Here is a 24,757-nt window from a genome sequence, read left to right as displayed (position 1 = left end):
AATTCGACCCGGCGAAGTACGGCATGGCCGACAGCTACGACGAGCAGGGCAACTACATCTTCCCCGAGGGCTTCGACGCCGAGACCAACGAATGGCTCGAGGGATTCGAGAAGCAGCGCGCCGAGTGGGAGGCCCGTTACGCCGAGGCCGAGCGCCGGCACAAGATGCACACCGCGCAGATGGAGAAGTTCGCCGCGGCCGAGGCGGCCGGGCACGCCGAGCAGTCGTCGGGCAACGGCGCGCGCGAGGAGAAGGCGGCCGGCGGGTCGCTGGCCAGCGACGCCCAATTGGCCGCCCTGCGGGAGAAGCTCGCCGGCAACGCCTAATAGCGGTCCCGCATGCTGCGTATCGGGTTGACCGGTGGCATCGGCGCCGGCAAGTCGGCGCTGTCGGCCACCTTCGCGAAATGCGGTGCGGTCATCGTCGACGGCGACGTCATCGCGCGCGAAGTGGTCCAGCCGGGCACCGAGGGGCTGGCGGCGCTGGTCGACGCGTTCGGTGACGACATCCTGCTTCCCGACGGATCGCTGGATCGTCCCGCGTTGGCCGCCAAGGCCTTTGCCGATGACGAGGCGCGCCAACGGCTGAACGGTATCGTGCACCCGCTGGTCGGCAAGCGCCGCGCCGAGATCATCGCCTCGGTGCCCGAGGACTCGGTTGTCGTGGAGGACATTCCGCTGCTGGTGGAGTCGGGGATGGCGCCGCTGTTCCCACTGGTCGTCGTGGTGCACGCCGACGTCGAGGTGCGGGTGCGGCGGCTGGTCGACCAACGCGGCATGCCCGAATCCGACGCCCGCGCGCGGATCGCGGCGCAGGCCAGCGACGAGCAGCGTCGTGCGGTCGCCGACATCTGGGTGGACAACTCAGGCAGCCCGGAGGACCTGGTGCAGCGGGCACATGAGCTGTGGGACCACCGGATACGGCCCTTCGCGGAGAACCTGAGTCGGCGTCAGTACGCCGCGGCGGCGGCGCGGCTGGTGCCGCCCGATCCGGGCTGGCCGGACCAGGCGCGGCGGATCGCGAACCGGTTGCGGACCGCCTGTGGGCACCGGGCGATTCGGGTGGACCACATCGGTTCGACCGCCGTGCCGGACTTTCCGGCCAAGGACGTCATCGACATGCAGATCACCGTCGAATCCCTGGCCGTCGCCGACGAACTCGCCGAGTCGCTGCTGGCCGCCGGTTACCCGCGGATCGAAAGCATCACCTCCGACGTCGCCAAGCCCGATGCCCGCAGCGCCGTCGAGCGATACGACCACACTGACGATGCGACGTTGTGGGACAAGCGGATTCACGCCTCGGCGGATCCGGGGCGTCCGGCCAACGTGCACATCCGGGTGGACGGCTGGCCCAATCAACAGTTCGCCCTGTTGTTCGTGGCCTGGCTGTCGGCCGACGCGGACGCGCGGGCCGACTATCTGTCCGTGAAGCGGTCAGCCGAAATCGAGGCCGGCGGCGGCGACACCGCGCCGTACGTCGCGGTCAAGGAGCCCTGGTATGCCGACGCCTACCGGCGCGCGTGGGCGTGGGCGGACTCCGCGGGCTGGCGGCCCTAGCCCAAGCCTTAGGCCGGCAAGGGTGCGCCGCATGCCAGCGCACCGTTGTTGGGGTCCGTGTTTCCCGGTGTGGGCCGGACCATTTGGTCGGTCTGGGTGAAAACGTTGTCGTCGACGTCGATCTCGCAGTGCACGTTCGCCGAGTAGGGGAAGTGCAGCACGATGCGCATCCCGGCTTGTTGCGGATCGGGCAGCACGGTGTTGGCTTCGAATGCGTTGCCGGGCATGGACGGCAGGTTGGTGGTGTTGGTCTGGCCGCCGTTGATGATGAACGTGGCCTGACTGCCGGTGGTCAGCGCGTCGATCCGGGCGCGGTAGGTGATGTTGTGCAGGTCCGCCCGCGCGGTCGCCGGGCTCAACTGGGAGCCGACGGCGACGATCGTCACCGCGGTGATCGGCAGCAACCTGCTTCCGGTGCAGCTCATGGTTGCTGACATTACGCTCGCCGGCTTCCCGGGACCAGGTGGTCACGCCCCGGTCTCGCGCACCACCTCGGCGGCGTCCTTGTCCGTGCGGATGCCCAGATAGCGCGGGTGGCGCAGCTTCCCGTCGCGGGTCCACTCGGTGAAACCGATCTGGACCACCAATTCCGGGCTCGCCCAGTGGGCGTCGGGTTCCCGCACCAGGCCGCGGCTGAAGGGCGGCGTGTCGCGTGTGATCGCCGATAGCCGCCCGTGCAGTCGGCGCAGCGTGGCGTCGTCGAAGCCGGTGCCGACCTTCCCGGCGTAGACCAGGTCGCGGCCGTCGTAATAGCCCAGCAGCAGCGCGCCCAGCTCGACCCGGCTGCCCTTGGGGCTGGTGTAGCCGCCGACCACGAACTCCTGGTCGCGCACGCACTTGAACTTCAGCCAATTCCTCGAGCGGCCACCGTCATACCTCGAATCGGCCAGCTTCGCGATCACCCCTTCATCGCCGCGCTCACAGGCCGCGCGGTAGGCGGCCAGGCCGTCCCCAACCCGATGCGGGGTGTACCGGAGCGGACCGCCGAACTCGATCGCCTTGCGCAGCAGCCGCTTACGCCACAGCAGCGGCGCGTCGACGGTGGACTTGCCGTCCAGGTGCAGCAGGTCGAAGACGTAGTAGAAGACTCGCACCGGCGACGCGCGGGCCACCTCGGGGTCGGTGATGCCCAGGCGGGCCTGCAACCGGGCGAAGCTGGTGCGGCGACCCTCGAACGCCACCACCTCGCCGTCCAGCACGAAGCGCGTGCTGTGCTGGGCGGTGACCGCGTCGACCAGCTCCGGGTAGGTGCCGTTGAGCGGCTGGCGGTTTCGCGACAACAGCCGCACCCGGCCGTCGTCGCGAAACGCCAGGCAACGCATGCCGTCGAACTTGCGCTCGAAGATCCAGTTGGGATCGGAGAACCGCTTGTCGGTCAGGGTGGCCAGCGTGGGGGACCGCCAATCGGGCACCGGCTCGTCGTGCAGCGCCTCGCGCACCGCCTCCGGCAGGGCCGCCCCTACGTCTCGCGCCACGTCAGCTCTATCCCCTGGCCGGCCAGCCAGCGGGAAAGGTCATAGCCGTTGCGGGCCAGCCCGTCCACGGCGTCCACCGCGCACCGCACCGCCCGCTCGGCGACCTCCGGCGTCAACAGGCCGTGGCGGACGGCCTCCAGCAGCTCGTCGACGTCGGCCAGCTCCGCGCCGTCGCCGGTGCGGACCTCGATGTCGAGGTAGTGGTCTTCCGAACGCCAGACGTCGGGACCGGGCGCGTATTCGCCCACGTCGAGGTAGTAGTCGAGATGACGTTCATGGCCCGGATTGAAGTGAAAGACCGTGGCGCGCAGGCCGAGCGACGGCAGCAGCCACGATTCGAGGTAGTGGAACTGAGCGCGGCCGGGCGTGGGCCGGGCCACGTACAGGCCCCACGGGTGGACCGCATAGTCGTCCACGGCCCGCACGATGCCCTTCGGATCGGTGTTGGTGCGGGCGAGGAGGTCGAACGTCTCGCGCTTCGGTGGGTGGATGAGGCAATCTTAACGACGAAGCCGGATTCTCCAGCGCACGAAACCCGCATAGAACAGCGACAACGCCGCCAGCATGCCCATGTCGAGCAGCCAGACCCTCGACGTGTGTTGCCAGAACCGGTCCTGGGACAGCAGCGAGTCGGGCACCACGTGCCGCAGGTCGACCGTCGACGCCGCGGCGGCGTACCCCCAGCGCGCGGGCATCGCGAAGGACAGCTGGTCCAGCCCCAGCCGGCCGGTCACCGGGACCATGCCGCCGCACAGCACCAGCTGTGCCATCACCGCCACCACGAACAGCGGCATGATCTGCTCGCTGGAGCGCACCAGCGACGAAATCGCCAGGCCGAGAATGGCCGAGGCCACACAGGTGGCCGCGACGGTCGCGAACAGTTCGGCGGTCGCGCCGACGGTCGAATGGCCGAGCAGGACCGCGCCGCGCGTCGGCGCGCTCTTGCCGATCACCACGATGGCGGTGATGATCGCCGACTGCACGATCGCGAACCCGCAGAACACCGCGGTCTTGGCGAGCAGGTAGGCCGTGGTCGACAGCCCGACCGCCTGCTCGCGCTGGAAGATGGGGCGCTCGCCGACCAGGTCGCGAATGGTCAGCGCGATGCCCATGAACGCCGCCGCGGGCATCAGCAACGCCAGGATCTGCGCCGCTTCATCGGGAGTCCCGGCGTTTGCGCCCGGCAGGTGGAATCCGTTGCTGCCCGGGACGGTCAGCGACAGCGAACCCAGGATGAACGGCAACAGCGCCAGGAAGGCGAAGTACGCGCGATCGGCGACCACCAGGCGGACCTGCCGCCTGGCGACCGTCGAAATCTGGCGCCGCACACTGGTATGCACCGGCTCGCCCAGGGCGCCCGGCTCGGCGGCCTTGTCCGGCAACAGCTTCTGCTTCTGCGCGTCGCGCTGCTCGATGAAGCGCCGGTTGGCCTCCTCGGGATCGGCGCCCACCTTGGTGAAGATCTTCGCCCAGTTGGTGGTGCCCATCGCCGCACCGATCTGGTCGGGCGGACCGCAGTAGGCCGTCTTGCCGCCCGGGGCCACCAACAGCAGCTGGTCGCAGGTGTCGAGGTAGGACAGCATGTGCGTCACCACGATCACCACGCGGCCGGCGTCGGCCAGCTGCCGCAGCATCGTCATGACCTGGTGGTCGAGCGCCGGGTCCAGGCCCGAGGTGGGTTCGTCGAGGATCAGCAGCGACGGGCCGGTGAGCAGCTCGAGCGCCACCGACGCCCGTTTGCGCTGACCGCCGGACAGTTTGTCCACCCGGGTGTCGGCGTGCTTGGTCAGGTCCAGCTCTTCGAGGACCTGCGCGACCACCTTCGCCCGGTCGGATTTGCTGGTGTCGGGCGGCAGGCGCAGTTCGGCGGCGTAGCCGAGCGCCTGGTTGATCGTCAGCTGCCGGTGCACCACGTCGTCCTGCGGGACCATCCCGATGCGGCTGCGCAACGACGCGTATTCGGCGTGAATGTCGTGGCCCTCGAACGTGACCGAGCCGGAGCTGGGCGTGGTGTAGCCGGCGATGAGCCTGGCCAGCGTGCTCTTTCCGGCGCCCGAACCGCCGATCACGGCGGTCAGCGTCCCGGGGCGCGCGATCAGCGAGATGTCGTCCAGCAGCTGTTTGCCGTTGTCGACGACGTACTCGACGTTGCGCACCTCCAGGCCGCCGGTGCGCGTCGCGGCATCGCTGCGTTCGGTCAGGGTGCCGTCGCGGAAAACGAGGTCGACGTTGCCGATGGTGACGACGTCGTCGTCGGTCAGGATCGCCGACCCGACCCGGGTGCCGTTGACGAAGGTTCCGTTGATGCTGTTGTCCCGGATCTCGGTGCCCAGGGGCGTCTGCACCAACGTCGCGTGCTGACGGGAGGCCAGCACGTCGGAGACGACGATGTCGCACTCGGCCGCGCGGCCGATCGTCAGGGCGCGGGTGCCCGCGGCCGCCGACGAGCGCGGTGAGAGCAACTTCACAAAGCGCGTCGCCAGGTTCGACACGTCCGCCGACATGGCGTCGACGACGGTGAGTTCGGCGGCCGGCGCGCCGGCGTGCACGACGGTCCGCTCGTTCGGTGGCGTGCCGCGGCCGCCCGGCGTGGGCACGGGCCTGCTGGGTGCGGGCGCCGGCCGGGGCGGCGAAACCGCCTGCCGCGGCGGTGAATTCGGCGGCGCGGGTCGCGGCGCGTGGGGGCCGCTGCGGCCCGGGTTCCGGACTGGATTCGTTTGCTCGGGCAGCGCGGACCACGCCAGCGTCGGCGGCCCGGGCTCCGGGCTCGGCCGGATCCGGCCCGGCCGGTCGGCGTAGCCCTGCTGCGGCCCGATGGCGAAGGTCAGCCGCGGGCCCCGCGGATTGCCGACGTGAATGCTCTGACCGTCGTGGACGTCGATGACCGGCATCCGATAGCCGTTGAGGTAGGTGCCGTTCAGCGAGCCGTTGTCGATCGCCAACCAGCGTCCCTGGTCGAAACGCAGGATCAGGTGGGCGCGCGAGATGCGCGGATCGGCGATGCGCATGTCGGCCTGCATGTCGCGGCCGACGACCACCTCGTGTCCGGCCGCGAAGGACCGTTGGTACCCGTCGTGCCGAATCGTCAGGATGGGCGGGGCGGGTCGAGTCACTACTCAAGTATCGGTGCGTGGCGCGGGTGCTCTCTATTGGAACCGCCTGTGACTTCACTATGTTTCGGTGCGGGCACTCATAACCGTTTCATAGCTTCGTGAGACGAACCCCCCACCGGGATCCGGCATGATCTTGAACGTAAGGGGGATTTCGGTGCGCCGGGCACATCGTCGTGCCGGCCGAAGCGCCGAAGAAGCAAGGCGCCGATCGCGATGCATGTGCCGCGGTGTCGCGCGCCGTGCGAGGTCGCGGCAAGCCCGGGCCGGCTACCAGGGGGTGAGGTGATCGATGGACGAGGACAAGGGGGCCACCCGGCGCATCGGTGCCGGGCGCCGGCTGTTGAGCAACCCGCGTCAGGCCCGCGCGGCGCTGCGCGCGGGCTTTCACTCGGTGCCCGCGGTCACCCTCGTCCACCTGTTCCGCCGCATCCCGCCGGTCGGTTCGGCCCCGGGCGCGGAGGTCGAGGCGGCGCCGCCCCCCGGCCAGGTCGACGGTTCCCGCCCGTCGATCAACGGCGGGGCGCCGTTCGCGGGCTACACGGTCTTGCGGCAACTGGGCGCCGGTGGCATGGCCGAGGTGTACCTGGCGCTGCATCCCCGATTGCCGCGCCGCGACGTCATCAAGGTCTTGGCGGAGGCGGTCACGGCAGATCCCGAGTTTCGCGAAAGGTTCAACCGGGAGGCCGATCTCGCCGCGACGCTGTGGCATCCCCACATCGTCGGCGTGCACGACCGGGGGGAATTCAACGGCCACCTCTGGATTTCCATGGACTACGTCGAGGGCACCGATGCCTCCCGGCTGGTGAAGGAGCGCCACCCCGACGGCATGCCGATCGACGAGGTGCGCGCCATCGTGCACGCCGTCGCGGGCGCGCTCGATTACGCCCACGACCGCGGGCTGCTGCACCGCGACGTCAAACCGGCCAACATCCTGCTCACCCATCCCGATGATGGGGAACGTCGAATCCTGTTGGCGGACTTCGGTGTCGCGCGCCATCTGGGTGACATCAGCGGAATCACCGAAACCAACGTCGCCGTCGGAACGGTGGCCTACGCCGCACCGGAACAGTTGACGGGATCCAATATCGACGGCCGCGCGGACCAATACGCTTTGGCGGCAACGGCTTTCCATCTGCTCACCGGTACGCCGCCGTTTCAGCATTCGAATCCGATCGCGGTGATCAGCCAGCACCTGCACGAGGAGCCGCCCCGGCTCAGCGATTACCGACCGGAGCTGGCCCACCTCGACCAGGTGTTCGGCAAGGCCCTGGCCAAACAACCCGAGGACAGGTTCGAGCGGTGTCGCGCGTTCGCCGCCGCCGTCAGCGAGCGAGTCGACGACGTCGTAGAGGCCGGCCCCCAGGCCCAGCCGCGCAGCGTCGCGGCGCTGCGCCGCCGGTTCTCCTCGCGGACGCGGTGGGCGGTCGGGCTGGTGTGCGCGATGCTCATCGCCGTGGCGGCCACCTGGTCGGTGCTCTACTCGTTCGAGCCGGACACGCCGCCGGGTAACCCCGCGCTCGCGTCCAAACCGTCCGTCCCCACGCCCAGCGCCGCGCCGGCAAGCTCCGGCGGGCCGGTGCTCAACGGCACCTACAGGTTCGACTACGACCAAACCAAGCGCACCACCAACGGCGTCGCGATCCGCCATGACGGCCCCGCCACCGGGTGGTGGGCCTTCCGGTCGGTGTGCACCACCAACGGGTGCGCGGCGACCGGGGCGCGGCTGGACAACGCCGCCCATCAGACCGCCACCGGTCAGACGGACACCTTGCGCTTCGTCGGCGGCTATTGGCAGGGCGCCCCGCAACAGGACCGGCTGGGCTGCACCCCGCCCAACGGGCAGGCCCCGGCCACCCAGCAGGAGACCCTGGCATGGTCGCTCGCACCCCAGGCCGACGGCAGCCTGCGCGGCACCGTGACCGAGACCGTGCTCAGCAACGAGTGCGGCGCGCAGGGTGCGGTGGTCCGGGTGCCCGTGGTGGCCACCCGGGTCGGTGACGTGCCGGCCGGCGTGAACCTGGGCGACCCCGCCCAGGCCGTCAGCGCGTCGACGGCGGCGGCGACCCCGGCGCCGCCCGTGCTCGGCGCGGTCTGCGGCGACGTCGGCAAGCTGGCCTACGACCCGACCAACAGCGAGCAGATCGTCTGCGAGGGCAACAGCTGGGCCAAGGCGCCGATCACGATGGGCGTGCACGCCTCCGGCAGCTCCTGCGACCGCCCGGGCACCTCGGTCTTCGCCATGACCACCTCGAACGACGGTTATCTGCTGCAGTGCGATCCCGTCACCCGGACCTGGACGCGCCCGGGGGGATAGGGCCGGGTTCTGCCGCCGCGCCCCGGAGTCTCCGGACCAATAGGTGATTCGCGAATTTGATATCGCCCGCGCTATCAAATCCGGCGGTCGTCTTGTCCTTCCCAACCGGTACCCGTGTGACGGATGTGGCTCCCGTGGCCGGGCGTCCTGACTGACTTTCGCGGCGTCAGATTCCGAATAAGCTTCCGCGTATGCAGGTAGTGCGTGTCGATACCGCAGCTCTGCAGGCGATGGCTACTCGGTGGGCGGCGTCAGCGGGCGAGCTCCAGGCTTCGACGGCTCCGACTGTGTCAGGATTGTCGTGCCAGGCCAGCGCGTCGGCGGTGAATGTCGCTCATGCCGACGTCACCGCCTTTACTGCCGCGCTAGCCAACCGGGTGCACGCCCAAGCAACTCGCGTCACCGAAGCCGGTGGTTGCTACGTCCTCAATGAAGCTGACTCCGCCGACGAGATGGCGGCTGTGGTCCATTCGACGATCGGTTTGTAGCCGATGTCAGCGGTGGCGGGGTTCCCGATCCTCTCGCAGGTGTTGGCGTGGCCGACCCGACATCTGACAGAGGCGGCCGACTATTGGGAGGCGGTCGGCGGGCGCAGTTATAAGGTCGCCAACCAAATTTGGCGTGATGGCCTCTCGGCCGACTGGCACGGTCGGGGCGCTGACGAATTGCATGCCGCGACGCATGCCGACATGCTGGAAACGAGCGCGGTCGTCGATCAACTGCAAGCGGCGGCGAGGGTTGCCCGAAACGGCGCGTCCGACCTGTCCGCGGCTCGCTCGCGGGTTCGGTATGTCGTCGAGGACGCGTTTGGGGCGGGTTTTGATGTGCGCGAAGACATGTCAGTCACCGATCGCTCGACTGGTGGTTCGATCGTGCAGCGGGCAGCCCGGCAAGCTAAGGCGCAAGCTTATGCCAGTGATATTCGCCAGCGCGCGGCACAAGTGGTCGCCCTAGACGACCAGGTCGCCCGCAAGGTTACCGCGGCGATGGCCGGAATCCGCGATGCCTTCCCGCAAGCCCCGACCTCAGACGCGCCGCCGCGAAAACCCAAAATCGAAGCCGTCGACAACCACACGTTAAAGGAGGATCCACCGCCAACCGGGTCCTACCCCGTCAACGAAGTGATCGCCGAGGCCACCGACTTAGACGGCAATCACGTGGTTCTCCGGCGCGGCTACTACGACGAACGAACACAACAGGGTTTCGGATGGGATAAGGCGTTTTGGAGACATCACGTAACCAACCCCAATGTGTTCAAAGATCTGATCTCACACAGTCGACCGATCATCAATCGAGACGGGACCCTCGTCTACGAAGTTCCGATCAATCGCGTCCACTGCACACGAGGAGCATTGGGAATCGCTGACTGCGAGGACACTGGCGAGAGCCTGACAATGAGGATCGTTGTGAATGTCAACGAAGGACGGCCCGGCATACCTGACGGAGGCCAGAAAGGAGTGATCTCGATGTATCCGCTCGCGGGCGGTAGCGGCGTGGTCGAAGTAGAACCGGGCTGGACGCTGTGCCCGCCGTGGGTGAACAAAAATGTACCCATCAACTGAAGGCGACGACGCTCAAGTGCAGTTTGCCGCAGATGTGCTGCGGAAGTTGCTGCGCCATATCGACGATGAAAACAGCAGGCGTAAGAGCCCCTATCTGGTCTCCCACGCTTGGACCGATGGACCCATGATGTACGTGGTGTACACGGCACCACCGTCGGACAGAACCTGGGGACTTGCCCGCGACACCAGGGCGTCGATCATCGACCCTGGCTCGTGGCCAAACTCGGAAGAGGCGGTGCTCTATTACTATTTGCTCGATTTCGAGGAGAACCAGCCTTCCTCGTCTTTTCGTCGGCCCGGTGAGCCGGACACGATTTGGTGGTTTGGCTTTCCACGCGACGACCTCGCAGAGCGACTGTCAAGCATCCCTGAGGCGTATCGCCGTACGCCATCCAACGGAGCATGGTCGTCGAAGCCCAGCGAGGACGAAGAGCGGCCCGCCCCGGAGCCTCGCCGATACGGAAACCCACTCTGACCGCGTCAACTAAACGGCCTAGGTGACACCAGCTCGTGACCTGAATCTACGGCGCGATGAATGGCCCCATGCTGGTACCGGCACCAGCATGGGGAGGGCGGCGAATTCTTCCCACGCTGACAACCCCAGCACTTGGTAAGGGAATGGTGCGTCGGCCGCCGCGCCCCGGAGTCTCCGGACCAATAGGTGATTCGCGAATTTGATATCGCCCGCGCTATCAAATCTGGCGGTCGTCTTGTCCTTCCCAACCGGTACCCGTGTGACGGATGTGGCTCCCGTGGCCGGCGCCCGACACTTGTCGGTGCACGGTTCTACCCTGGTGGCATGGCTTTCGCCACGGAGCATCCGGTACTCGCACATTCGGAATACCGCGCGGTCGACGAGGTCGTGCGCGTCGGTGGCCACTTCGAGGTGGTCAGCCCGCACTCGCCCGCCGGCGACCAACCGGCCGCCATCGACGAGCTGGAACGCCGCATCAGGGCGGGGGAGCGCGACGTGGTGCTGCTCGGCGCCACCGGCACGGGCAAGTCGGCCACCACCGCCTGGCTCATCGAGCGGCTGCAGCGGCCCACGCTGGTCATGGCGCCGAACAAGACGCTGGCCGCACAGCTGGCCAACGAACTTCGAGAGATGTTGCCGCACAACGCGGTTGAGTACTTCGTGTCGTACTACGACTACTACCAGCCGGAGGCGTACATCGCCCAGACCGACACTTACATCGAAAAGGACAGCTCGATCAACGACGACGTGGAGCGGCTGCGGCACTCCGCGACGTCGTCGCTGCTCTCGCGTCGCGACGTGGTCGTGGTGGCCTCGGTGTCGTGCATCTACGGCCTGGGAACGCCGCAGTCGTATCTGGACCGTTCCGTGGAACTGCGCGTGGGCACCGAGGTGCCCCGCGACGCGCTGCTGCGGCTGCTGGTCGACGTTCAGTACACCCGCAACGACCTGTCCTTCACCCGCGGCTCGTTCCGGGTGCGCGGCGACACGGTCGAGATCATCCCGTCCTACGAAGAGCTGGCGGTGCGTATCGAGTTCTTCGGCGACGAGATCGAGGCCCTGTACTACCTGCACCCGCTGACCGGCGACGTGATCCGCCAGGTCGACTCGCTGCGCATCTTCCCGGCCACCCACTACGTCGCCGGCCCGGAGCGGATGGCTCACGCCATCTCGACGATCGAGGAGGAGCTGGCGGAGCGGCTGGCCGAGCTGGAGGGCCAGGGCAAGCTGTTGGAGGCGCAGCGGCTGCGGATGCGCACCAACTATGACATCGAGATGATGCGCCAGGTCGGCTTCTGCTCGGGCATCGAGAACTACTCGCGCCACATCGACGGCCGCGGCCCCGGCTCGCCGCCGGCCACCCTGCTCGACTACTTCCCCGAGGACTTTCTGCTGGTCATCGACGAGTCGCACGTCACGGTGCCTCAGATCGGCGGCATGTACGAGGGCGACATGTCCCGCAAGCGCAACCTGGTCGAATACGGGTTCCGGCTGCCGTCGGCGTGCGACAACCGCCCGCTGACCTGGGAGGAGTTCGCCGAGCGGATCGGGCAGACGGTGTACCTGTCGGCCACCCCGGGCCCCTACGAACTCAGTCAGGCCGGCGGCGAGTTCGTCGAGCAGGTCATCCGGCCGACCGGCCTGGTGGACCCGAAAGTGGTGGTGAAACCCACGAAGGGCCAGATCGACGACCTGATCGGCGAGATCCGCAAGCGCACCGACGCCGACGAGCGGGTGCTGGTCACGACCCTGACCAAGAAGATGGCCGAGGACCTCACCGACTACCTGCTGGAGATGGGTATCCGGGTGCGCTACCTGCACTCGGAGGTCGACACGCTGCGCCGGGTGGAGCTGCTGCGCCAGCTGCGGCTGGGCGAGTATGACGTCCTGGTCGGCATCAACCTCCTGCGCGAGGGCCTGGACCTGCCGGAGGTGTCGCTGGTGGCGATCCTGGACGCGGACAAGGAGGGCTTCCTGCGGTCCTCGCGCAGCCTGATCCAGACCATCGGCCGCGCCGCCCGCAACGTGTCCGGCGAAGTGCACATGTACGCCGACTCGATCACCGACTCGATGAAGGAGGCGATCGACGAGACCGAACGGCGGCGGGCCAAGCAGATCGCCTACAACGAGGCCCACGGCATCGACCCGCAGCCGCTGCGCAAGAAGATCGCCGACATCCTCGACCAGGTCTACCGCGAGGCAGACGACACGGAAGCGGTGGGGATCGGCGGGTCCGGCCGCAACGCCTCCCGGGGCCGGCGTGCCCAGGGTGAGCCGGGCCGCGCCGTCAGCGCGGGGGTGTTCGAGGGCCGCGACACCACCAGCATGCCGCGCGCCGAACTGGCCGACCTGATCAAGGACCTGACCGAGCAGATGATGGCCGCCGCGCGTGACTTGCAGTTCGAGTTGGCCGCGCGCTTCCGCGACGAGATCGCCGACCTGAAGAAGGAACTGCGGGGGATGGACGCCGCCGGCCTGAAATGAGTTTGCTGGCAGCACATCTCGGATGGGCGCCCAGGAGACACCCCATACGGTAGAAGGGTGACCGACACCGTGACCGTCACCGGCGGCTGGAACGAGCTGCTGGGGCCGAGGTATCTGAGGACCTCCATCCTGCTGGCCGGCGGGGTGGCGCTGTATGCCACCAACGAGTTCTTGACCACCAGCTTGTTGCCCAACACGATCGCCGAAATCGGCGGCAGCCGGCTCTACGCCTGGGTGACGACCCTGTACCTCGTCGGGTCGGTGGTGGCGGCGGCGATGGTCAATCCGATGCTGCTGCGGGCCGGGGCGCGGTCGTCCTACCTGACCGGACTTGCCGTGTTCGGTGTCTCGAGCCTGGTTTGCGCGGCGGCGCCGAATATGCAGGTTTTGATAGCTGGGCGTGCCCTGCAGGGCGTCGCCGGCGGACTGCTGGCCGGCCTTGGTTACGCGGTCATCAATTCCGCGCTGCCGCGCACGCTGTGGACCCGCGGGTCGGCGCTGGTGTCGGCGATGTGGGGCGTGGCCACGGTGGTCGGCCCGACGACGGGTGGCCTGTTCGCCCAGCTCGGCCTGTGGCGATGGGCCTTCGTGGCGATGGCGGTGCTGACCGGCTTGATGGCGACGCTGGTGCCCGTCGCGCTGATCCGCGTCGCGCCCACCGCCGCCGCGCTGCCGATGAAGGTGCCGGTGCGCTCGCTGCTGCTGATCGGCGCCGCCGCACTCGCAGTCAGCGTCGCCCAGATTCCGCGCAACACGCTGGCGACGTTTGCGCTGCTCGCCGCTGGCATCGCGCTGGTGGGCCTGTTCGTGCTCGTGGACTGGCGCATGCACACGGCGATCCTGCCGCCCAGCGTGTTCGGCCCCGGGCCGCTGAAGTGGATCTATCTGACCATGGGCGCGCTGATGGGCGCCGCGATGGTGAACACCTACGTACCGCTGTTCGGCCAGCGGCTGGCGCATCTGACCCCGATCGCGGCCGGGTTCCTGGGCGCCGCGCTGGCGCTCGGCTGGACGGTCAGCGAGATCCTCAGCGCGTCGCTGGAGAGCCCCCGCACGATCGGCCGGGTGATCGTGGCGGCGCCGATCGTCGCCGCCTCGGGGCTGGCCCTGGCCGCCGTCGCGCGGCGCGGCGACACCTCACCCTGGACGGCCGCGCTGTGGGCGGTGGCGCTGCTGGTCGCGGGCACCGGGATCGGGATGGCCTGGCCGCATCTGTCGGCGCGCGCGATGGCGTCGGTCGACGACCCCGCCGAAGGAAGCGCCGCCTCGGCGGCGATCAACACCGTCCAGCTGATCTCCGCAGCGATCGCGGCCGGGCTGGCCGGGGTGGTGGTCAACACCGCCAAGGGCGGCGACGGCATGGCGGCGCACTGGCTGTTCACGGTGTTCACCGCCCTGAGCGCCGCCGGTGTCGCGGTGTCCTACGGCGCGACCCGCGGCGTGCGCGAGACGCAGCCGGTCGGCTGACCCGCGCCCCGCTCAGTCGGGGTAGTCGTCGGTTCGCAACACCGCCACCACCCCGTCGACGTCACCGAACACCTCTTGCGCGTTCGCGATCTGCGCGCCCGACAGCGTCATCGTCACCCGCACCTCGCCGTCGTCGATGTCGTGCGTGTCGGCGTCCAGCTCGGTGAGCTGCCAGTTCCGCTGCCCGCAGATCCGCAGCACCTCGCGCAGCATGCCCCGGCCGTTCTGGTAGATGATCTGCACCCGGACCGTACCGCGCAGCTGTGCCGTCAGCCGGCCTTCGACCGCCTTGAAGACCAGCGCGCTGACGAAATGCAGGGCCACCACCGCGATGGCGAGCAGCAGCAATCCGGCGCCCACGGCCATGCCGACGGCGGCCGATTCCCACACCGCAGCCGCGGTGGTGAGCCCGTGCACCGCACCGCGCCTGGTGATGATGATGCCGGCGCCCAAAAAGCCGATGCCGGAGACGATTTGGGCCGCGACCCGGGATGGGTCCAGCGCGATCGTGCCGGCCGAGAGCACGTCGGCGAAGCCGTACTTGCTCACCAGCATGATCAGCGCCGACGAGGTTCCCACGATCGTCTGGGTCCGCAGTCCGGCGCTTTTGCCCTGGATGGTGCGTTCCAGGCCGATGAGCGTGGTCAAACCGAACGCGACGAACAGTTCGACGAGATGTCGGACGCCTTGCACGTTGCCGCCCAACAGCGGTGCGGCCAGCCAGCTCTCCATACCGGTCAACTACCCAACAAATGGTGGTTCACGCCGTCGGCAATGCCGCAAATCAGCGCGTGGACTTCACCACCTGCGAGTAATGAAACTGCCAACGTTCGACAATGCGGAACCCGAGATAACTCGGGAATCGATAAGCCGGGGCGCGCCCGAAAGCGGGGCCGGGCGGCAATGACGGTCCGGATTGATGGTCGGGCAGTGAGGTTTCTTTATTGGTAATGGTCCAGATTGTGGGGCATTTGTTGATTTTTGCGGTCGTCAGCCACACCGCGACGTGGCCGTCCCACAGGGACCCCACCTTGGGTCCGTACGTCCCGCGCTCGACGTCGATCAGCGACCGGAAGGCCGCCGGCCGGGTGGCCAGCAGGGCGCGGATCGGTCCGGGCCGCCACGGCACGGTGTTGTCCACCATCAGGCAGTCACCCGGGGCGGCGTGGGAGCCGATCAGGTCGGCCACCTGGCTGTAGTCCCAGCCCTCCTTGGCGTACGGCCAGCGCTGAATGAACAGGTAGTTCGGCACCGCGGCAAGCGCGCAGGCCAGCACCACGCCGGCGATGGGCCATGGCCTGCGGGCGAGCGTCACGACGCAGACGGCCAGGATGACGGCCATCGCGGGTGCGGTGAAGATCAGGTAGCGCGGATAGTAGATCGGCTCGCTGACGGCCGAGTAGATCACCACGAGCGCGGTGGGGATGACGAGCCACGCCGCGCAGACGATCAGCAACCGGCGCATGTCGCCGGCCGGGGGGTGAACGCCGGCCAGCCGGGCCCCGACCGCCGCCACGATGAGGACGGCGGCGCAGATGGCGAATGGAACGCTGTGGTCGAAATACTGGCGCAGGATGATGTCGAACGCGTAGTGCCAGCTGACCGGGTAAATCCAATTCACCTGCCACACCTGGCCATGCGCGAACACCATGAACGGCGTCATCGCCGCGACGGCGACGGTAGAGCTGATCGCCCACCGAATGACGCGCGATTTCCGCGCTTTCGCCGGTGCCAGCAGCGGCACCATTACGGCATAAACCGGCACCAGCAGCACCATGTTCAGATTCAGCAGAATCGACAGCATCAGCGCAAGCGCATAGCAAACCCACACGCGCGTTCCGTTGCGCCGGACGGCGGCGACGAGCAATACGGTGAGCCAGACCGCCGCGGCGGCCGCGAAGGCGTACGGCCGCGCCTCGATTCCCGCCCAGGTGGTACGCGGCAGGACGGCGAACAGGACACCCGCGCAGACCGCGACCGGCCGTGTCGAGAACTGCCTGGTGAACACCGTGACGCCCGCGGCGGCGGCGCCGATCGCCAGGGCGCTGGGCGCCCGCGACCAGAATTCGGTCGGCGGAAACAGCGCGAACCACCCGTGCATCAGCAGGTAATACAGCCCGTGCACGGCGTCAATGTGGCTCAGCAGCCGCCACAGCTCCGCCAACGTGCGGCTCGCCGCGGCCGATATGGTCGCGCCCTCGTCGAACCACAACGAGGGCCGGCAGGCCCAGGCGCCGCTGACAACGGTCGCGAACGCGGCGATCGCCCACGGATCGAGCAACCTGCCGGCCGGACGCGCGGGCGCGGGTTCCTCGACACGGTCGGCGACGCGCTGCTCGACGGTGGGCATGGACATGATGCTTGTCACTGTAAAGCTGAATCGCGCAGCCGCGTCACAAATCGCCGGCGGCCAATTCGCCCCCGGCGTCCCCATTCCGCGAAAACCGGCGTTATGCAACGCTTTCCGCCCCGGGCCCGCGCATTTGAATGTTTTGTCACCGGCGATATTGTCCGTTGGCTCGGCGATGTCCCGCAAATTGTGGACACGCCGCGCCACGCGGTGTCGCTAATCTGTTCCCTCTGCCACGGGCAAACGCGATACTGTCTTGGGTTGGCTGACCAACCGAAACTGGGAGGGTAAATGGGCGCCTATCAGACTGTGGTGGTGGGAACCGACGGCTCGGACTCGTCAATGCGCGCGGTAGACAGGGCGGCGCAGATCGCCGGGCCGGACGCCAAGCTGATCGTCGCCTCGGCGTACCTGCCCCAGCATGAGGACACCCGGGCCGCGGACGCACTGCGCGACGAGAGCTACAAGGTGTCCGGCACCGCGCCGATTTACGCGATCCTGCAGGACGCCAAGGAGCGTGCGCACAAGGCCGGGGCCAAGAACGTCGAGGAGCGCCCGATCGAAGGTGCTCCGGTGGATGCGCTGGTCAAGCTGGCCGAGGACGAGAAGGCCGACCTGCTGGTCGTCGGAAACGTCGGCCTCAGCACGATCGCCGGCCGGCTGCTCGGCTCGGTGCCGGCCAACGTCTCACGACGCGCCAAGGTCGACGTCCTGATCGTGCACACCACGTCCTAGGGAAACCGGTGGTGGCGACCCGCGTCGCCCGGCCACGCCGCGCTCGCGATCGCCACGGCTCGATGGTGGCGACCCGCGTCGCCCGGCTGCGCCGCGCGCGCGATCGCCACGGCGGAGGGACCGGGGCCTCACCAGCCCCGCTCGCGCCATTCGCCCAGGTGGGGGCGTTCGGCGCCGAGCACTGTATCGTCCCCGTGGCCCGGGTAGATGACGGTGGAGTCGTCGTACACGCCGAACACCCGGGTGGTGACGTCGTCGAGTAGCTGGGCGAAATCGCCCGGCTGCCAGGTTTTTCCGACGCCGCCCGGGAACAGGCAGTCGCCGGTAAACAGCTGGGTGACCCCGCCCGTCGCCGGCCCGTCGAGGGCGAGCGCGATCGAGCCTGGCGTGTGTCCGCGCAGGTGGATCACGTCGAACCGCAGCTCGCCGATGTCCACGGTGTCACCCTGGGCCAGCAAACGGTCCGGCTTGACCGGCAGGGCCTGGGCGTCGATCTCGTTGGCGGCGGTCGGTGCCCCGGTGGCCGCGGCCACGGCCTCCAGCGCCTGCCAGTGGTCGAAGTGCTGATGGCTGGTCACGATCAGCGACAGCCTGGGTGCGTTTCCCCGGATCAGACCGATCAGGGTGTCCGCGTCGTTGGCGGCATCGATCAGCAAGGTCTCTCCGGTCGCGGAACACGTCACCAGATACGCATTGTTGTCCACAGGGCCCACCGAAGCCTTTAGGATCGTGGCGCCGGGTAGGGTCCGGCGCGCCGCGGTACCGGGGTCGACGTGTCCGGTGTAGTTGTCGCTTACCTCGTCGGGGGCGGTCATAGCGGCCACGTTACTGGTCAAACGTTGCTTGTCGGTATGGGCACCTAGCATGGAATGCGCCGTGCGCATCAACGGCTGCAGCACCTAAAAGATCCATTGAGAGAGGGCAGCGTGGCTGACCGCCTGATCGTCAAGGGCGCCCGCGAACACAACCTGCGGGGCGTCGACCTCGACCTGCCGCGCGACGCGCTGATCGTCTTCACCGGGCTGTCGGGATCGGGCAAGTCGTCGCTGGCGTTCGACACGATTTTCGCCGAGGGGCAGCGCCGGTACGTGGAGTCGCTGTCGGCCTACGCGCGCCAGTTCCTGGGCCAGATGGACAAGCCGGACGTCGACTTCATCGAGGGCCTGTCGCCGGCGGTGTCCATCGACCAGAAGTCGACCAACCGCAACCCGCGCTCGACCGTCGGGACCATCACCGAGGTGTACGACTACCTGCGGCTGCTCTACGCGCGCGCCGGCACGCCGCACTGCCCGGTCTGCGGCGAGCGGATCGCCCGTCAGACGCCCCAGCAAATCGTCGACCAGGTGCTGGCGATGCCGGAAGGCACCCGGTTCCTGGTGCTCGCCCCCGTGGTGCGGACCCGCAAGGGGGAGTTCGCGGACCTGTTCGAGAAGCTGAACGCGCAGGGCTATAGCCGGGTCCGCGTCGACGGCGTGGTGCACCCGCTCACCGATCCGCCAAAGCTGAAGAAGCAGGAGAAGCACGACATCGAGGTGGTGGTGGACCGCCTGACCGTCAAGGCCAGCGCCAAGCAGCGGCTCACCGATTCGGTGGAGACCGCGCTGAACCTGGCCGACGGCATCGTGGTGCTGGAGTTCGTCGACCACGAGCATGACGCGCACAACCGGGAGCAGCGGTTCTCCGAGAAGCTGGCCTGCCCCAACGGGCACGCGCTGGCGGTCGACGACCTGGAGCCGCGGTCGTTCTCGTTCAACTCGCCCTACGGCGCGTGCCCCGAGTGCACCGGCCTGGGCATCCGCAAGGAGGTCGACCCCGACCTCGTGGTGCCCGATCCGGAGCGCACGCTGGCCGAGGGCGCGGTGGCGCCGTGGTCGACGGGCCACACCGCGGAGTACTTCACCCGGATGATGGCCGGGCTCGGCGACGAGCTGGGCTTCGACGTCGACACGCCCTGGCGCAAGCTGCCGGCCAAAGCGCGCAAGGCGATCCTCGAGGGCTCCGACCACCAGGTGCATGTGCGCTACCGCAACCGCTACGGCCGAACCCGTTCGTACTACGCCGATTTCGAGGGCGTGCTGGCGTTCCTGCAGCGCAAGATGGCGCAGACCGAATCGGAGCAGATGAAGGAGCGCTACGAGGGCTTCATGCGCGACGTGCCGTGCCCCGAGTGTGAGGGCACCCGGCTCAAGCCGGAGATCCTGGCGGTGACGCTGTCCGCGGGGGACCGGGGCGCCAAGTCCATCGCCGAGGTCTCCGAGCTGTCGATCTCGGACTGCGCGGACTTTCTGAACGCGCTCACCCTGGGCACCCGCGAGCAGGCGATCGCCGGACAGGTGCTCAAGGAGATCCAGTCGCGGCTGGGCTTCCTGCTCGACGTGGGGCTGGATTACCTGTCGCTGTCGCGCGCGGCGGCGACGCTGTCCGGAGGTGAGGCCCAACGCATCCGGCTGGCCACCCAGATCGGGTCCGGCCTGGTGGGCGTGCTGTACGTGCTCGACGAGCCGTCGATCGGTCTGCATCAGCGGGATAACCGCCGGCTCATCGAAACCCTCACGCGGCTAAGGGATTTGGGCAACACGCTGATCGTCGTCGAACACGACGAGGACACCATCGCGCACGCGGACTGGATCGTCGACATCGGCCCGCGGGCCGGTGAGCACGGCGGCCAGATTGTGCACAGCGGGACCTACAGCGAGCTGCTGGCCAACAAGGACTCGATCACCGGTGCCTTCCTGTCGGGCAAGGAATCCATTGCGATGCCGGCGATCCGGCGTCCGGTCGACCGCAAGCGACAGCTCACCGTCGTCGGCGCCCGCGAGCACAATCTGCGCGGCATCGACGTCTCGTTCCCGCTGGGCGTGCTCACCTCGGTGACCGGGGTGTCCGGCTCCGGCAAGTCGACCCTGGTCAACGACATCCTGGCCACGGTGCTGGCCAACCGGCTCAACGGTGCCCGGCTGGTCCCGGGGCGGCACACCCGGGTGACGGGTCTGGACCACCTGGACAAGCTGGTGCGGGTCGACCAATCGCCGATCGGTCGCACGCCGCGGTCCAACCCGGCCACCTACACCGGAGTGTTCGACAAGATCCGCACCCTGTTCGCGGCCACCACCGAGGCGAAAGTCCGTGGCTACCAACCGGGCCGATTCTCGTTCAACGTCAAGGGTGGCCGCTGCGAGGCGTGCACGGGCGACGGCACCATCAAGATCGAGATGAACTTCCTGCCCGACGTTTACGTGCCCTGCGAGGTCTGCCACGGCGCGCGCTACAACCGCGAAACCCTGGAAGTGCACTACAAGGGCAAGACGATCTCCGAAGTGCTGGACATGTCGATCGAGGAGGCCGCGGAGTTCTTCGAGCCGATCACCGGCATTCACCGCTACCTGCGCACGCTCGTTGACGTCGGCCTGGGTTACGTCCGGCTGGGCCAGCCGGCCCCCACCCTCTCCGGGGGTGAGGCCCAGCGCGTCAAGCTGGCCGCGGAACTGCAGAAGCGTTCGACGGGGCGGACCATCTACATCCTCGACGAGCCCACCACCGGGCTGCACTTCGACGACATCCGCAAGCTGCTCACCGTGATCAACGGGCTGGTGGACAAGGGCAACACGGTCATCGTCATCGAACACAACCTGGACGTCATCAAGACGTCGGACTGGATCGTCGACATGGGACCCGAGGGCGGGGCCGAGGGCGGAACCGTGGTGGCCGAGGGCACTCCGGAGGACATCGCCGCGGTGCCCGAGAGCTACACCGGGAAGTTCCTCGCCGAGGTCATCGGCCGCGCCGCCCCGCCGCCGCGGTCGAGTCGGCGTCGCAAAGTCACCGCCTGAGCCGATCAGCCCGCGGCGGCGCCGGCTTTCGACAGCGGCGACGGGAAGCGGGGGCTGATGCGCACGCCGTCCAGCCACGCGGTGAGCTCGTCGGCGCGGCGCTGGAGGGCGCGCCGCCCGTCGCGACCGGGCTCCTCGAGGAGCTGCAGCCGGACGCGCGCGCCGTCGTCTTGATACCAGCCGCCCATTACGCGTCCGTTCCACCACGCGGTGGGTCCGGCGTTGCCGCTGCGGTCGAACACCTCATCGCGATGGTCACCGAGATACCACTCGCGCTGAAACCAGCCCATGGTGGTGGCGTCCAGCCCGGGCAGCAGGGCGCACCACGGGGCCGCCTCGGGCTCGGGATCGAGGTCGTCGGGCAACGCCCAGCCGGTGCCGCCGGGGCTGCCCTGCAACTCGACTTCCACCGCCCCGATATCGCTCAGGGCGTTCCGGGCCACGGTCAGCGTGCTGCCGAGCCACCACTTGATGTCGGCTACGGTGGCGGGCCCGAAGCTCGCCAGCCAACGGCGGACCAGGTCGGCTTGCGCGGCGTGCCGGGGTGGGGCCTGGACGGGCTGGCCGAGCCAGTCGCCGGTCCTGGCCCAGCGCGGCCGCGACGTGGTCCAAGCCCCGTCATTCGGCCCGCGCACGATTTCGGCTCGTGCCGAGAGCACCGTCAGCACCCGCGGGGCGAGCGGAACCTGGCCGCCCCAGCGCTTTCCGGGAGCCGGGTCGTAGGTCCCGGCCAGCTCGGGCAGCGCGGCCCGCAGCTCGGTGCTGCTGGCCGGCCCGCTGTCAGCGAGATGGCGCAATACCGCCGAACAGGCGCGGTCAAGCCAGCGCTCGCCGTCGGCGGCCACACCGGCCTTGCGCACGTCGGCGGCCAGCCGGCGCCGCTCGTTCTCGGCGACCCGCTCGCTGGACGCCGACTGAATCATGGGCAGGTCGTCGCGGCCGACCAGCCACAGCGTCCGCCGCATCGCAAGCTGCCTGACCGCGGCGCGTTTCCGGTACAGCTGCAGCTCGAGGTCGGCGGTCAGGAAGCCGGGGGAGCGCGCCCACAGCGACAGATACGGCGTCGCGGGGTCGGTCGCATGCAGCCCCACCAGCCCGGCGATCACCCGCGTCAGCGGTGTTGGGTCGCCTGCCGAAAGGAAATGCCTGCGCGCCAGGCGGTTACGCCGCTCGTCGACGGTGAATCTGCGCACTTCAACGCTCGTCGGAGCGCATCGACTCGCGGATCTGGGCCAGCCGCTCGGCGGCGGCACGCTCGCGCGCCTCGTATTGCTCGCTGACGGAACGGCCCTCGGCTGACTCGGCGTCGAGCTCCGCGGCGCCCTGCGCCGTCGCGTACCGACCTTCGATCTTCTCGCGGACCGATTCGAAGGTCGGCACACCTGCGGTGTCATACCCGGGATCGGGTGGGGTTGGTTCCTCAGGCATGGCCACGCTCCCGTTCCAGATACCGCACCATCTGTTGCCAATACACCAGTGTGAGCGCCATCTGCACCGCGATCGCGACCGCCGCCGACAGCGCCCGACGCCGGCCGGCGGCGGCGACGGCACACAGCGCGGCCACCGACGTCAGCGCGCCGATCACCAGGGCAGCGTCCCGGGGGCGACGGCTGATCCACAACTCCTCGCCCAGCATCGCCCGGGTCGACCAGGCCCGCTCGTGCGCCGGCCTGCCGAACACGAACGGGTTGACGGCCAGCCACAACGCAATCCACGCCGCAGGGCGCCAGCGCCGTGTCCACGGCGGGATCAGGATCAGCGGGGCGCTGGCCCAACGGGTCCAGGCGCTCCACGGGTTGCAGTGCCGCGCGAAGATCGCACGCCGTACCCGCGCACCGGACGGCACCGGCGCCTACCGCCGGGCGGGGGAATGGTCGGCCGGGACGACGACCGGGGAGGGCGCCGCGGGCGGGGCGGCGCCGGGCAGCGCGGGCGGGCGAGCGCCGGGCAACGGCGTCCGGGGAATTCCCGGCGTGCCCAATCGCCCCGCCAGCCACGGCAGCGCGGCGGCGAACGCCCGGTCCGCGAACGGCCAATCGTGCTTGCCGGGCTGGGGCAGCACCGCGCAGTCGATCCCGTTGGCCCGCCCGAGCGCGCACAGCGAATAGGCGGCCGCCGTCTGGTTGCCGGGGTCGGCGGCGGCCTCCCGGCCGGCGAGACGGATCGCGCCGATATCGGTGCCGGGCAGGTCGCGGCGCGTCGCCGGTGGCCCTTCGGAGGAGATTGCGAACCAGCCGGCCACGTCGGTGTACGGACCGTGCCGGCTGATCACCGTCGTCGGGTCGAACGCCGCCCACGCCTCGGCGTTGCCGCCGAAGAGCCGGGCGATGGTCTGCGCCTTGTTCCCGGCGTTCGGGAAGAAGTCGCCTGCGACGTCGACGAACGCGCTGAACATGTCGGGGTGCATGACGGTCAGGTCCACGGCGCAGGTTCCGCCCATCGACCAGCCGGCGGCGCCCCACCGGGTGCGCTCGCGGCTGACGCCGAACTTGGAAACCATATACGGGACAACGTCTTTGGTCAGATGGTCGGCGGCGTTGCCGCGGACGCCGTTGACGCATTCGGTGTCGTTGTTGAAGGCGCCGCCGGAGTCGACGAACACCAGGACCGGCGCCTTGCCGTCATGGGCGGCCGCAAAGTCGTCGATCGTCTTCACGGCGTTGCCGGCGCGCGTCCAGTCGGCGGGCGTGTTGAACTGGCCCCCAATCATCATGACCGTCGGCAGCACCGGCGGCGGGCTGCTGGTGAACCATTCCGGCGGCAGATAGACCAGCTCGCCACGGTGCTTGAAATGGGATGCGTCGGAAGGGATCACGACCGGAACCACGCTGCCGTGCGGTGGTCGCGCCCGTTTGGCGACCATGGCGGTGACGGTGGCCGGGTCGGTCTGATCGGGCAGCGGGCCGGAGGTGAGCTGGTTCCACGCCGCCTGCACGGTGGGGAAGTAGCCCACCCACAGGTTGAGCACCAGGGCGGCGCACAGCGCGCACAACGGGATGGCCAGCAGCCCGGCTCCGCGCCGCCAGCGGCGGGCGCCGCGCCACCCCAGGATCAGGACCGCGACGGCCGTGCCGGTCAACGTGATCCACAGCCACAGCGTGGCCGGCGCGGGCTCGTCGGACATGCCGCGGTCCACGATGTACCAGTGCGTCAGGTAGGCGACCGCGGCACCGGCCAGCGCAGCCGCCGGCAACCACACCGTCCGCCACCGCCGGGACCGCCAGCCGACGGCCAGCGCCAGCACGACCGCGGTCACCGCCTGGATCGTGGTGGGCAGCCAGCCGTGCATCAGCGACGTGTGACTACTTGCCAGCAACTGCGCCGTGGCGCTGGTCGTCGACGCGGTCACGGCATTCATTGTGATGCATTGTTAACCGGCCTGGAACATATTCACCG

General features: G+C 68.9%; 20 protein-coding genes and 1 pseudogene. 10 read left to right on the top strand and 11 right to left on the bottom strand.

What is annotated here, in order from left to right:
* Both rpsA and coaE read left to right on the top strand, forming a co-directional pair.
* A pseudogene (gene rpsA / locus A9X04_RS01655) lies at positions 1 to 326 on the top strand (30S ribosomal protein S1); the annotation flags it as partial.
* Positions 327 to 338: 12 nt separating this feature from the next.
* On the top strand, positions 339 to 1,556 hold the full coding sequence (gene coaE / locus A9X04_RS01650) for a dephospho-CoA kinase (RefSeq protein WP_067917104.1): 1,218 nt from the start codon (positions 339 to 341) through the stop codon (positions 1,554 to 1,556).
* 8 nt (positions 1,557 to 1,564) lie between these two features.
* Here coaE and A9X04_RS01645 read toward each other — a convergent pair whose 3' ends face one another.
* The 4 genes from A9X04_RS01645 to A9X04_RS01630 form a co-directional block, all read right to left on the bottom strand.
* Positions 1,565 to 1,981 carry a hypothetical protein gene (locus A9X04_RS01645; RefSeq protein ID WP_067917102.1) on the bottom strand — a complete coding sequence of 139 codons (417 nt, stop codon included), beginning with the start codon at positions 1,979 to 1,981 and terminating at the stop codon, positions 1,565 to 1,567.
* A gap of 42 nt (positions 1,982 to 2,023) precedes the next feature.
* The gene (gene ligD, locus A9X04_RS01640; protein WP_082974750.1) at positions 2,024 to 3,031 is read right to left on the bottom strand and encodes a non-homologous end-joining DNA ligase; all 1,008 of its coding nucleotides are present in this window, start codon (positions 3,029 to 3,031) and stop codon (positions 2,024 to 2,026) included.
* Positions 3,016 to 3,456 carry a DUF402 domain-containing protein gene (locus A9X04_RS01635; RefSeq protein WP_067917100.1) on the bottom strand — a complete coding sequence of 147 codons (441 nt, stop codon included), beginning with the start codon at positions 3,454 to 3,456 and terminating at the stop codon, positions 3,016 to 3,018. The genes ligD and A9X04_RS01635 overlap by 16 nt, the downstream gene beginning before the upstream one ends.
* 75 nt (positions 3,457 to 3,531) lie before the next feature.
* Positions 3,532 to 6,144, bottom strand: a complete 2,613-nt coding sequence (locus A9X04_RS01630) for an FHA domain-containing protein (protein WP_082974749.1) — start codon at positions 6,142 to 6,144, stop codon at positions 3,532 to 3,534.
* Between the two features lie 289 nt (positions 6,145 to 6,433).
* Here A9X04_RS01630 and A9X04_RS01625 point away from each other — a divergent pair, with 289 nt between their 5' ends.
* The 6 genes from A9X04_RS01625 to A9X04_RS01605 all read left to right on the top strand — a co-directional run bounded on the left by A9X04_RS01625 (position 6,434) and on the right by A9X04_RS01605 (position 14,446).
* The gene (locus tag A9X04_RS01625) at positions 6,434 to 8,458 is read left to right on the top strand and encodes a serine/threonine-protein kinase (RefSeq protein WP_067917098.1); all 2,025 of its coding nucleotides are present in this window, start codon (positions 6,434 to 6,436) and stop codon (positions 8,456 to 8,458) included.
* 191 nt (positions 8,459 to 8,649) lie between these two features.
* Positions 8,650 to 8,946, top strand: coding sequence for a hypothetical protein (locus tag A9X04_RS01620; RefSeq protein ID WP_067917096.1), 297 nt, complete (start codon positions 8,650 to 8,652; stop codon positions 8,944 to 8,946).
* 3 nt (positions 8,947 to 8,949) lie between these two features.
* A complete protein-coding gene (locus A9X04_RS01615) occupies positions 8,950 to 10,020 on the top strand; it encodes a hypothetical protein (RefSeq protein ID WP_067917094.1) in 1,071 nt (356 codons plus the stop codon).
* Positions 10,004 to 10,495, top strand: coding sequence for a hypothetical protein (locus A9X04_RS29350; RefSeq protein WP_082974748.1), 492 nt, complete (start codon positions 10,004 to 10,006; stop codon positions 10,493 to 10,495). Before A9X04_RS01615 ends, A9X04_RS29350 begins: the two co-directional genes overlap by 17 nt.
* A 324-nt stretch (positions 10,496 to 10,819) precedes the next feature.
* Complete coding sequence (gene uvrB / locus A9X04_RS01610; RefSeq protein ID WP_067917092.1) at positions 10,820 to 12,979, top strand: excinuclease ABC subunit UvrB; 2,160 nt, start codon at positions 10,820 to 10,822, stop codon at positions 12,977 to 12,979.
* 57 nt (positions 12,980 to 13,036) lie between these two features.
* Positions 13,037 to 14,446, top strand: coding sequence for an MFS transporter (locus tag A9X04_RS01605; protein WP_067917090.1), 1,410 nt, complete (start codon positions 13,037 to 13,039; stop codon positions 14,444 to 14,446).
* Between the two features lie 12 nt (positions 14,447 to 14,458).
* Here the strand turns inward: A9X04_RS01605 and A9X04_RS01600 are convergent, their stop codons facing one another.
* Together A9X04_RS01600 and A9X04_RS01595 are read right to left on the bottom strand one after the other, a co-directional pair.
* Entirely contained in the window at positions 14,459 to 15,178 is a 720-nt protein-coding gene (locus tag A9X04_RS01600) for an MgtC/SapB family protein (protein ID WP_067917088.1), read from the bottom strand.
* A 52-nt stretch (positions 15,179 to 15,230) separates the two neighbouring features.
* Positions 15,231 to 16,802, bottom strand: a complete 1,572-nt coding sequence (locus A9X04_RS01595; protein ID WP_067917086.1) for a glycosyltransferase family 39 protein — start codon at positions 16,800 to 16,802, stop codon at positions 15,231 to 15,233.
* A gap of 285 nt (positions 16,803 to 17,087) precedes the next feature.
* On the opposite strand from A9X04_RS01595, the gene A9X04_RS01590 reads away from it, so the two are divergent.
* Positions 17,088 to 17,531, top strand: a complete 444-nt coding sequence (locus A9X04_RS01590; RefSeq protein WP_067917084.1) for a universal stress protein — start codon at positions 17,088 to 17,090, stop codon at positions 17,529 to 17,531.
* 128 nt (positions 17,532 to 17,659) lie between these two features.
* On the opposite strand, the gene A9X04_RS01585 is transcribed toward A9X04_RS01590, so the two are convergent.
* A complete protein-coding gene (locus A9X04_RS01585; RefSeq protein ID WP_067917082.1) occupies positions 17,660 to 18,346 on the bottom strand; it encodes an MBL fold metallo-hydrolase in 687 nt (228 codons plus the stop codon).
* A gap of 111 nt (positions 18,347 to 18,457) precedes the next feature.
* On the opposite strand from A9X04_RS01585, the gene uvrA reads away from it, so the two are divergent.
* Complete coding sequence (gene uvrA, locus A9X04_RS01580; RefSeq protein WP_067917080.1) at positions 18,458 to 21,361, top strand: excinuclease ABC subunit UvrA; 2,904 nt, start codon at positions 18,458 to 18,460, stop codon at positions 21,359 to 21,361.
* A 5-nt stretch (positions 21,362 to 21,366) separates the two neighbouring features.
* Here uvrA and A9X04_RS01575 read toward each other — a convergent pair whose 3' ends face one another.
* The 4 genes from A9X04_RS01575 to A9X04_RS01560 are packed head-to-tail and all read right to left on the bottom strand — an operon-like array spanning position 21,367 to position 24,719.
* Positions 21,367 to 22,554: a winged helix DNA-binding domain-containing protein gene (locus A9X04_RS01575; RefSeq protein WP_067917078.1), complete on the bottom strand. Its 1,188-nt coding sequence runs from the start codon at positions 22,552 to 22,554 to the stop codon at positions 21,367 to 21,369.
* Position 22,555: 1 nt separating this feature from the next.
* Positions 22,556 to 22,789, bottom strand: a complete 234-nt coding sequence (locus A9X04_RS01570) for a hypothetical protein (protein WP_067917112.1) — start codon at positions 22,787 to 22,789, stop codon at positions 22,556 to 22,558.
* A complete protein-coding gene (locus A9X04_RS01565) occupies positions 22,782 to 23,207 on the bottom strand; it encodes a DUF6653 family protein (protein WP_197508988.1) in 426 nt (141 codons plus the stop codon). The genes A9X04_RS01570 and A9X04_RS01565 overlap by 8 nt, the downstream gene beginning before the upstream one ends.
* A gap of 6 nt (positions 23,208 to 23,213) precedes the next feature.
* A complete protein-coding gene (locus A9X04_RS01560; protein WP_197508986.1) occupies positions 23,214 to 24,719 on the bottom strand; it encodes an alpha/beta hydrolase family protein in 1,506 nt (501 codons plus the stop codon).
* Positions 24,720 to 24,757 lie beyond the last annotated feature (38 nt).

Origin of the sequence: Mycobacterium sp. E3247, from assembly GCF_001667785.1 — a bacterium.
Classification (GTDB): Bacteria; Actinomycetota; Actinomycetes; order Mycobacteriales; family Mycobacteriaceae; genus Mycobacterium.
The sequence above is the reverse complement of the archived record's forward strand: the minus strand, read 5'-3'. Positions and strand labels throughout refer to the sequence as shown.

Excerpts from the sequence above, each read along its gene's own strand:
- coaE (WP_067917104.1), top strand. The coding sequence starts at position 339 with ATGCTGCGTATCGGGTTGACCGGTGGCATCGGCGCCGGCAAGTCGGCG.
- A9X04_RS01645 (WP_067917102.1), bottom strand. The coding sequence starts at position 1,981 with ATGAGCTGCACCGGAAGCAGGTTGCTGCCGATCACCGCGGTGACGATC.
- A9X04_RS01625 (WP_067917098.1), top strand. The coding sequence starts at position 6,434 with ATGGACGAGGACAAGGGGGCCACCCGGCGCATCGGTGCCGGGCGCCGG.
- A9X04_RS01620 (WP_067917096.1), top strand. The coding sequence starts at position 8,650 with ATGCAGGTAGTGCGTGTCGATACCGCAGCTCTGCAGGCGATGGCTACT.
- A9X04_RS01615 (WP_067917094.1), top strand. The coding sequence starts at position 8,950 with ATGTCAGCGGTGGCGGGGTTCCCGATCCTCTCGCAGGTGTTGGCGTGG.
- A9X04_RS29350 (WP_082974748.1), top strand. The coding sequence starts at position 10,004 with ATGTACCCATCAACTGAAGGCGACGACGCTCAAGTGCAGTTTGCCGCA.
- uvrB (WP_067917092.1), top strand. The coding sequence starts at position 10,820 with ATGGCTTTCGCCACGGAGCATCCGGTACTCGCACATTCGGAATACCGC.
- A9X04_RS01600 (WP_067917088.1), bottom strand. The coding sequence starts at position 15,178 with ATGGAGAGCTGGCTGGCCGCACCGCTGTTGGGCGGCAACGTGCAAGGC.
- A9X04_RS01595 (WP_067917086.1), bottom strand. The coding sequence starts at position 16,802 with ATGTCCATGCCCACCGTCGAGCAGCGCGTCGCCGACCGTGTCGAGGAA.
- A9X04_RS01590 (WP_067917084.1), top strand. The coding sequence starts at position 17,088 with ATGGGCGCCTATCAGACTGTGGTGGTGGGAACCGACGGCTCGGACTCG.
- A9X04_RS01585 (WP_067917082.1), bottom strand. The coding sequence starts at position 18,346 with ATGACCGCCCCCGACGAGGTAAGCGACAACTACACCGGACACGTCGAC.
- A9X04_RS01570 (WP_067917112.1), bottom strand. The coding sequence starts at position 22,789 with ATGCCTGAGGAACCAACCCCACCCGATCCCGGGTATGACACCGCAGGT.
- A9X04_RS01560 (WP_197508986.1), bottom strand. The coding sequence starts at position 24,719 with ATGAATGCCGTGACCGCGTCGACGACCAGCGCCACGGCGCAGTTGCTG.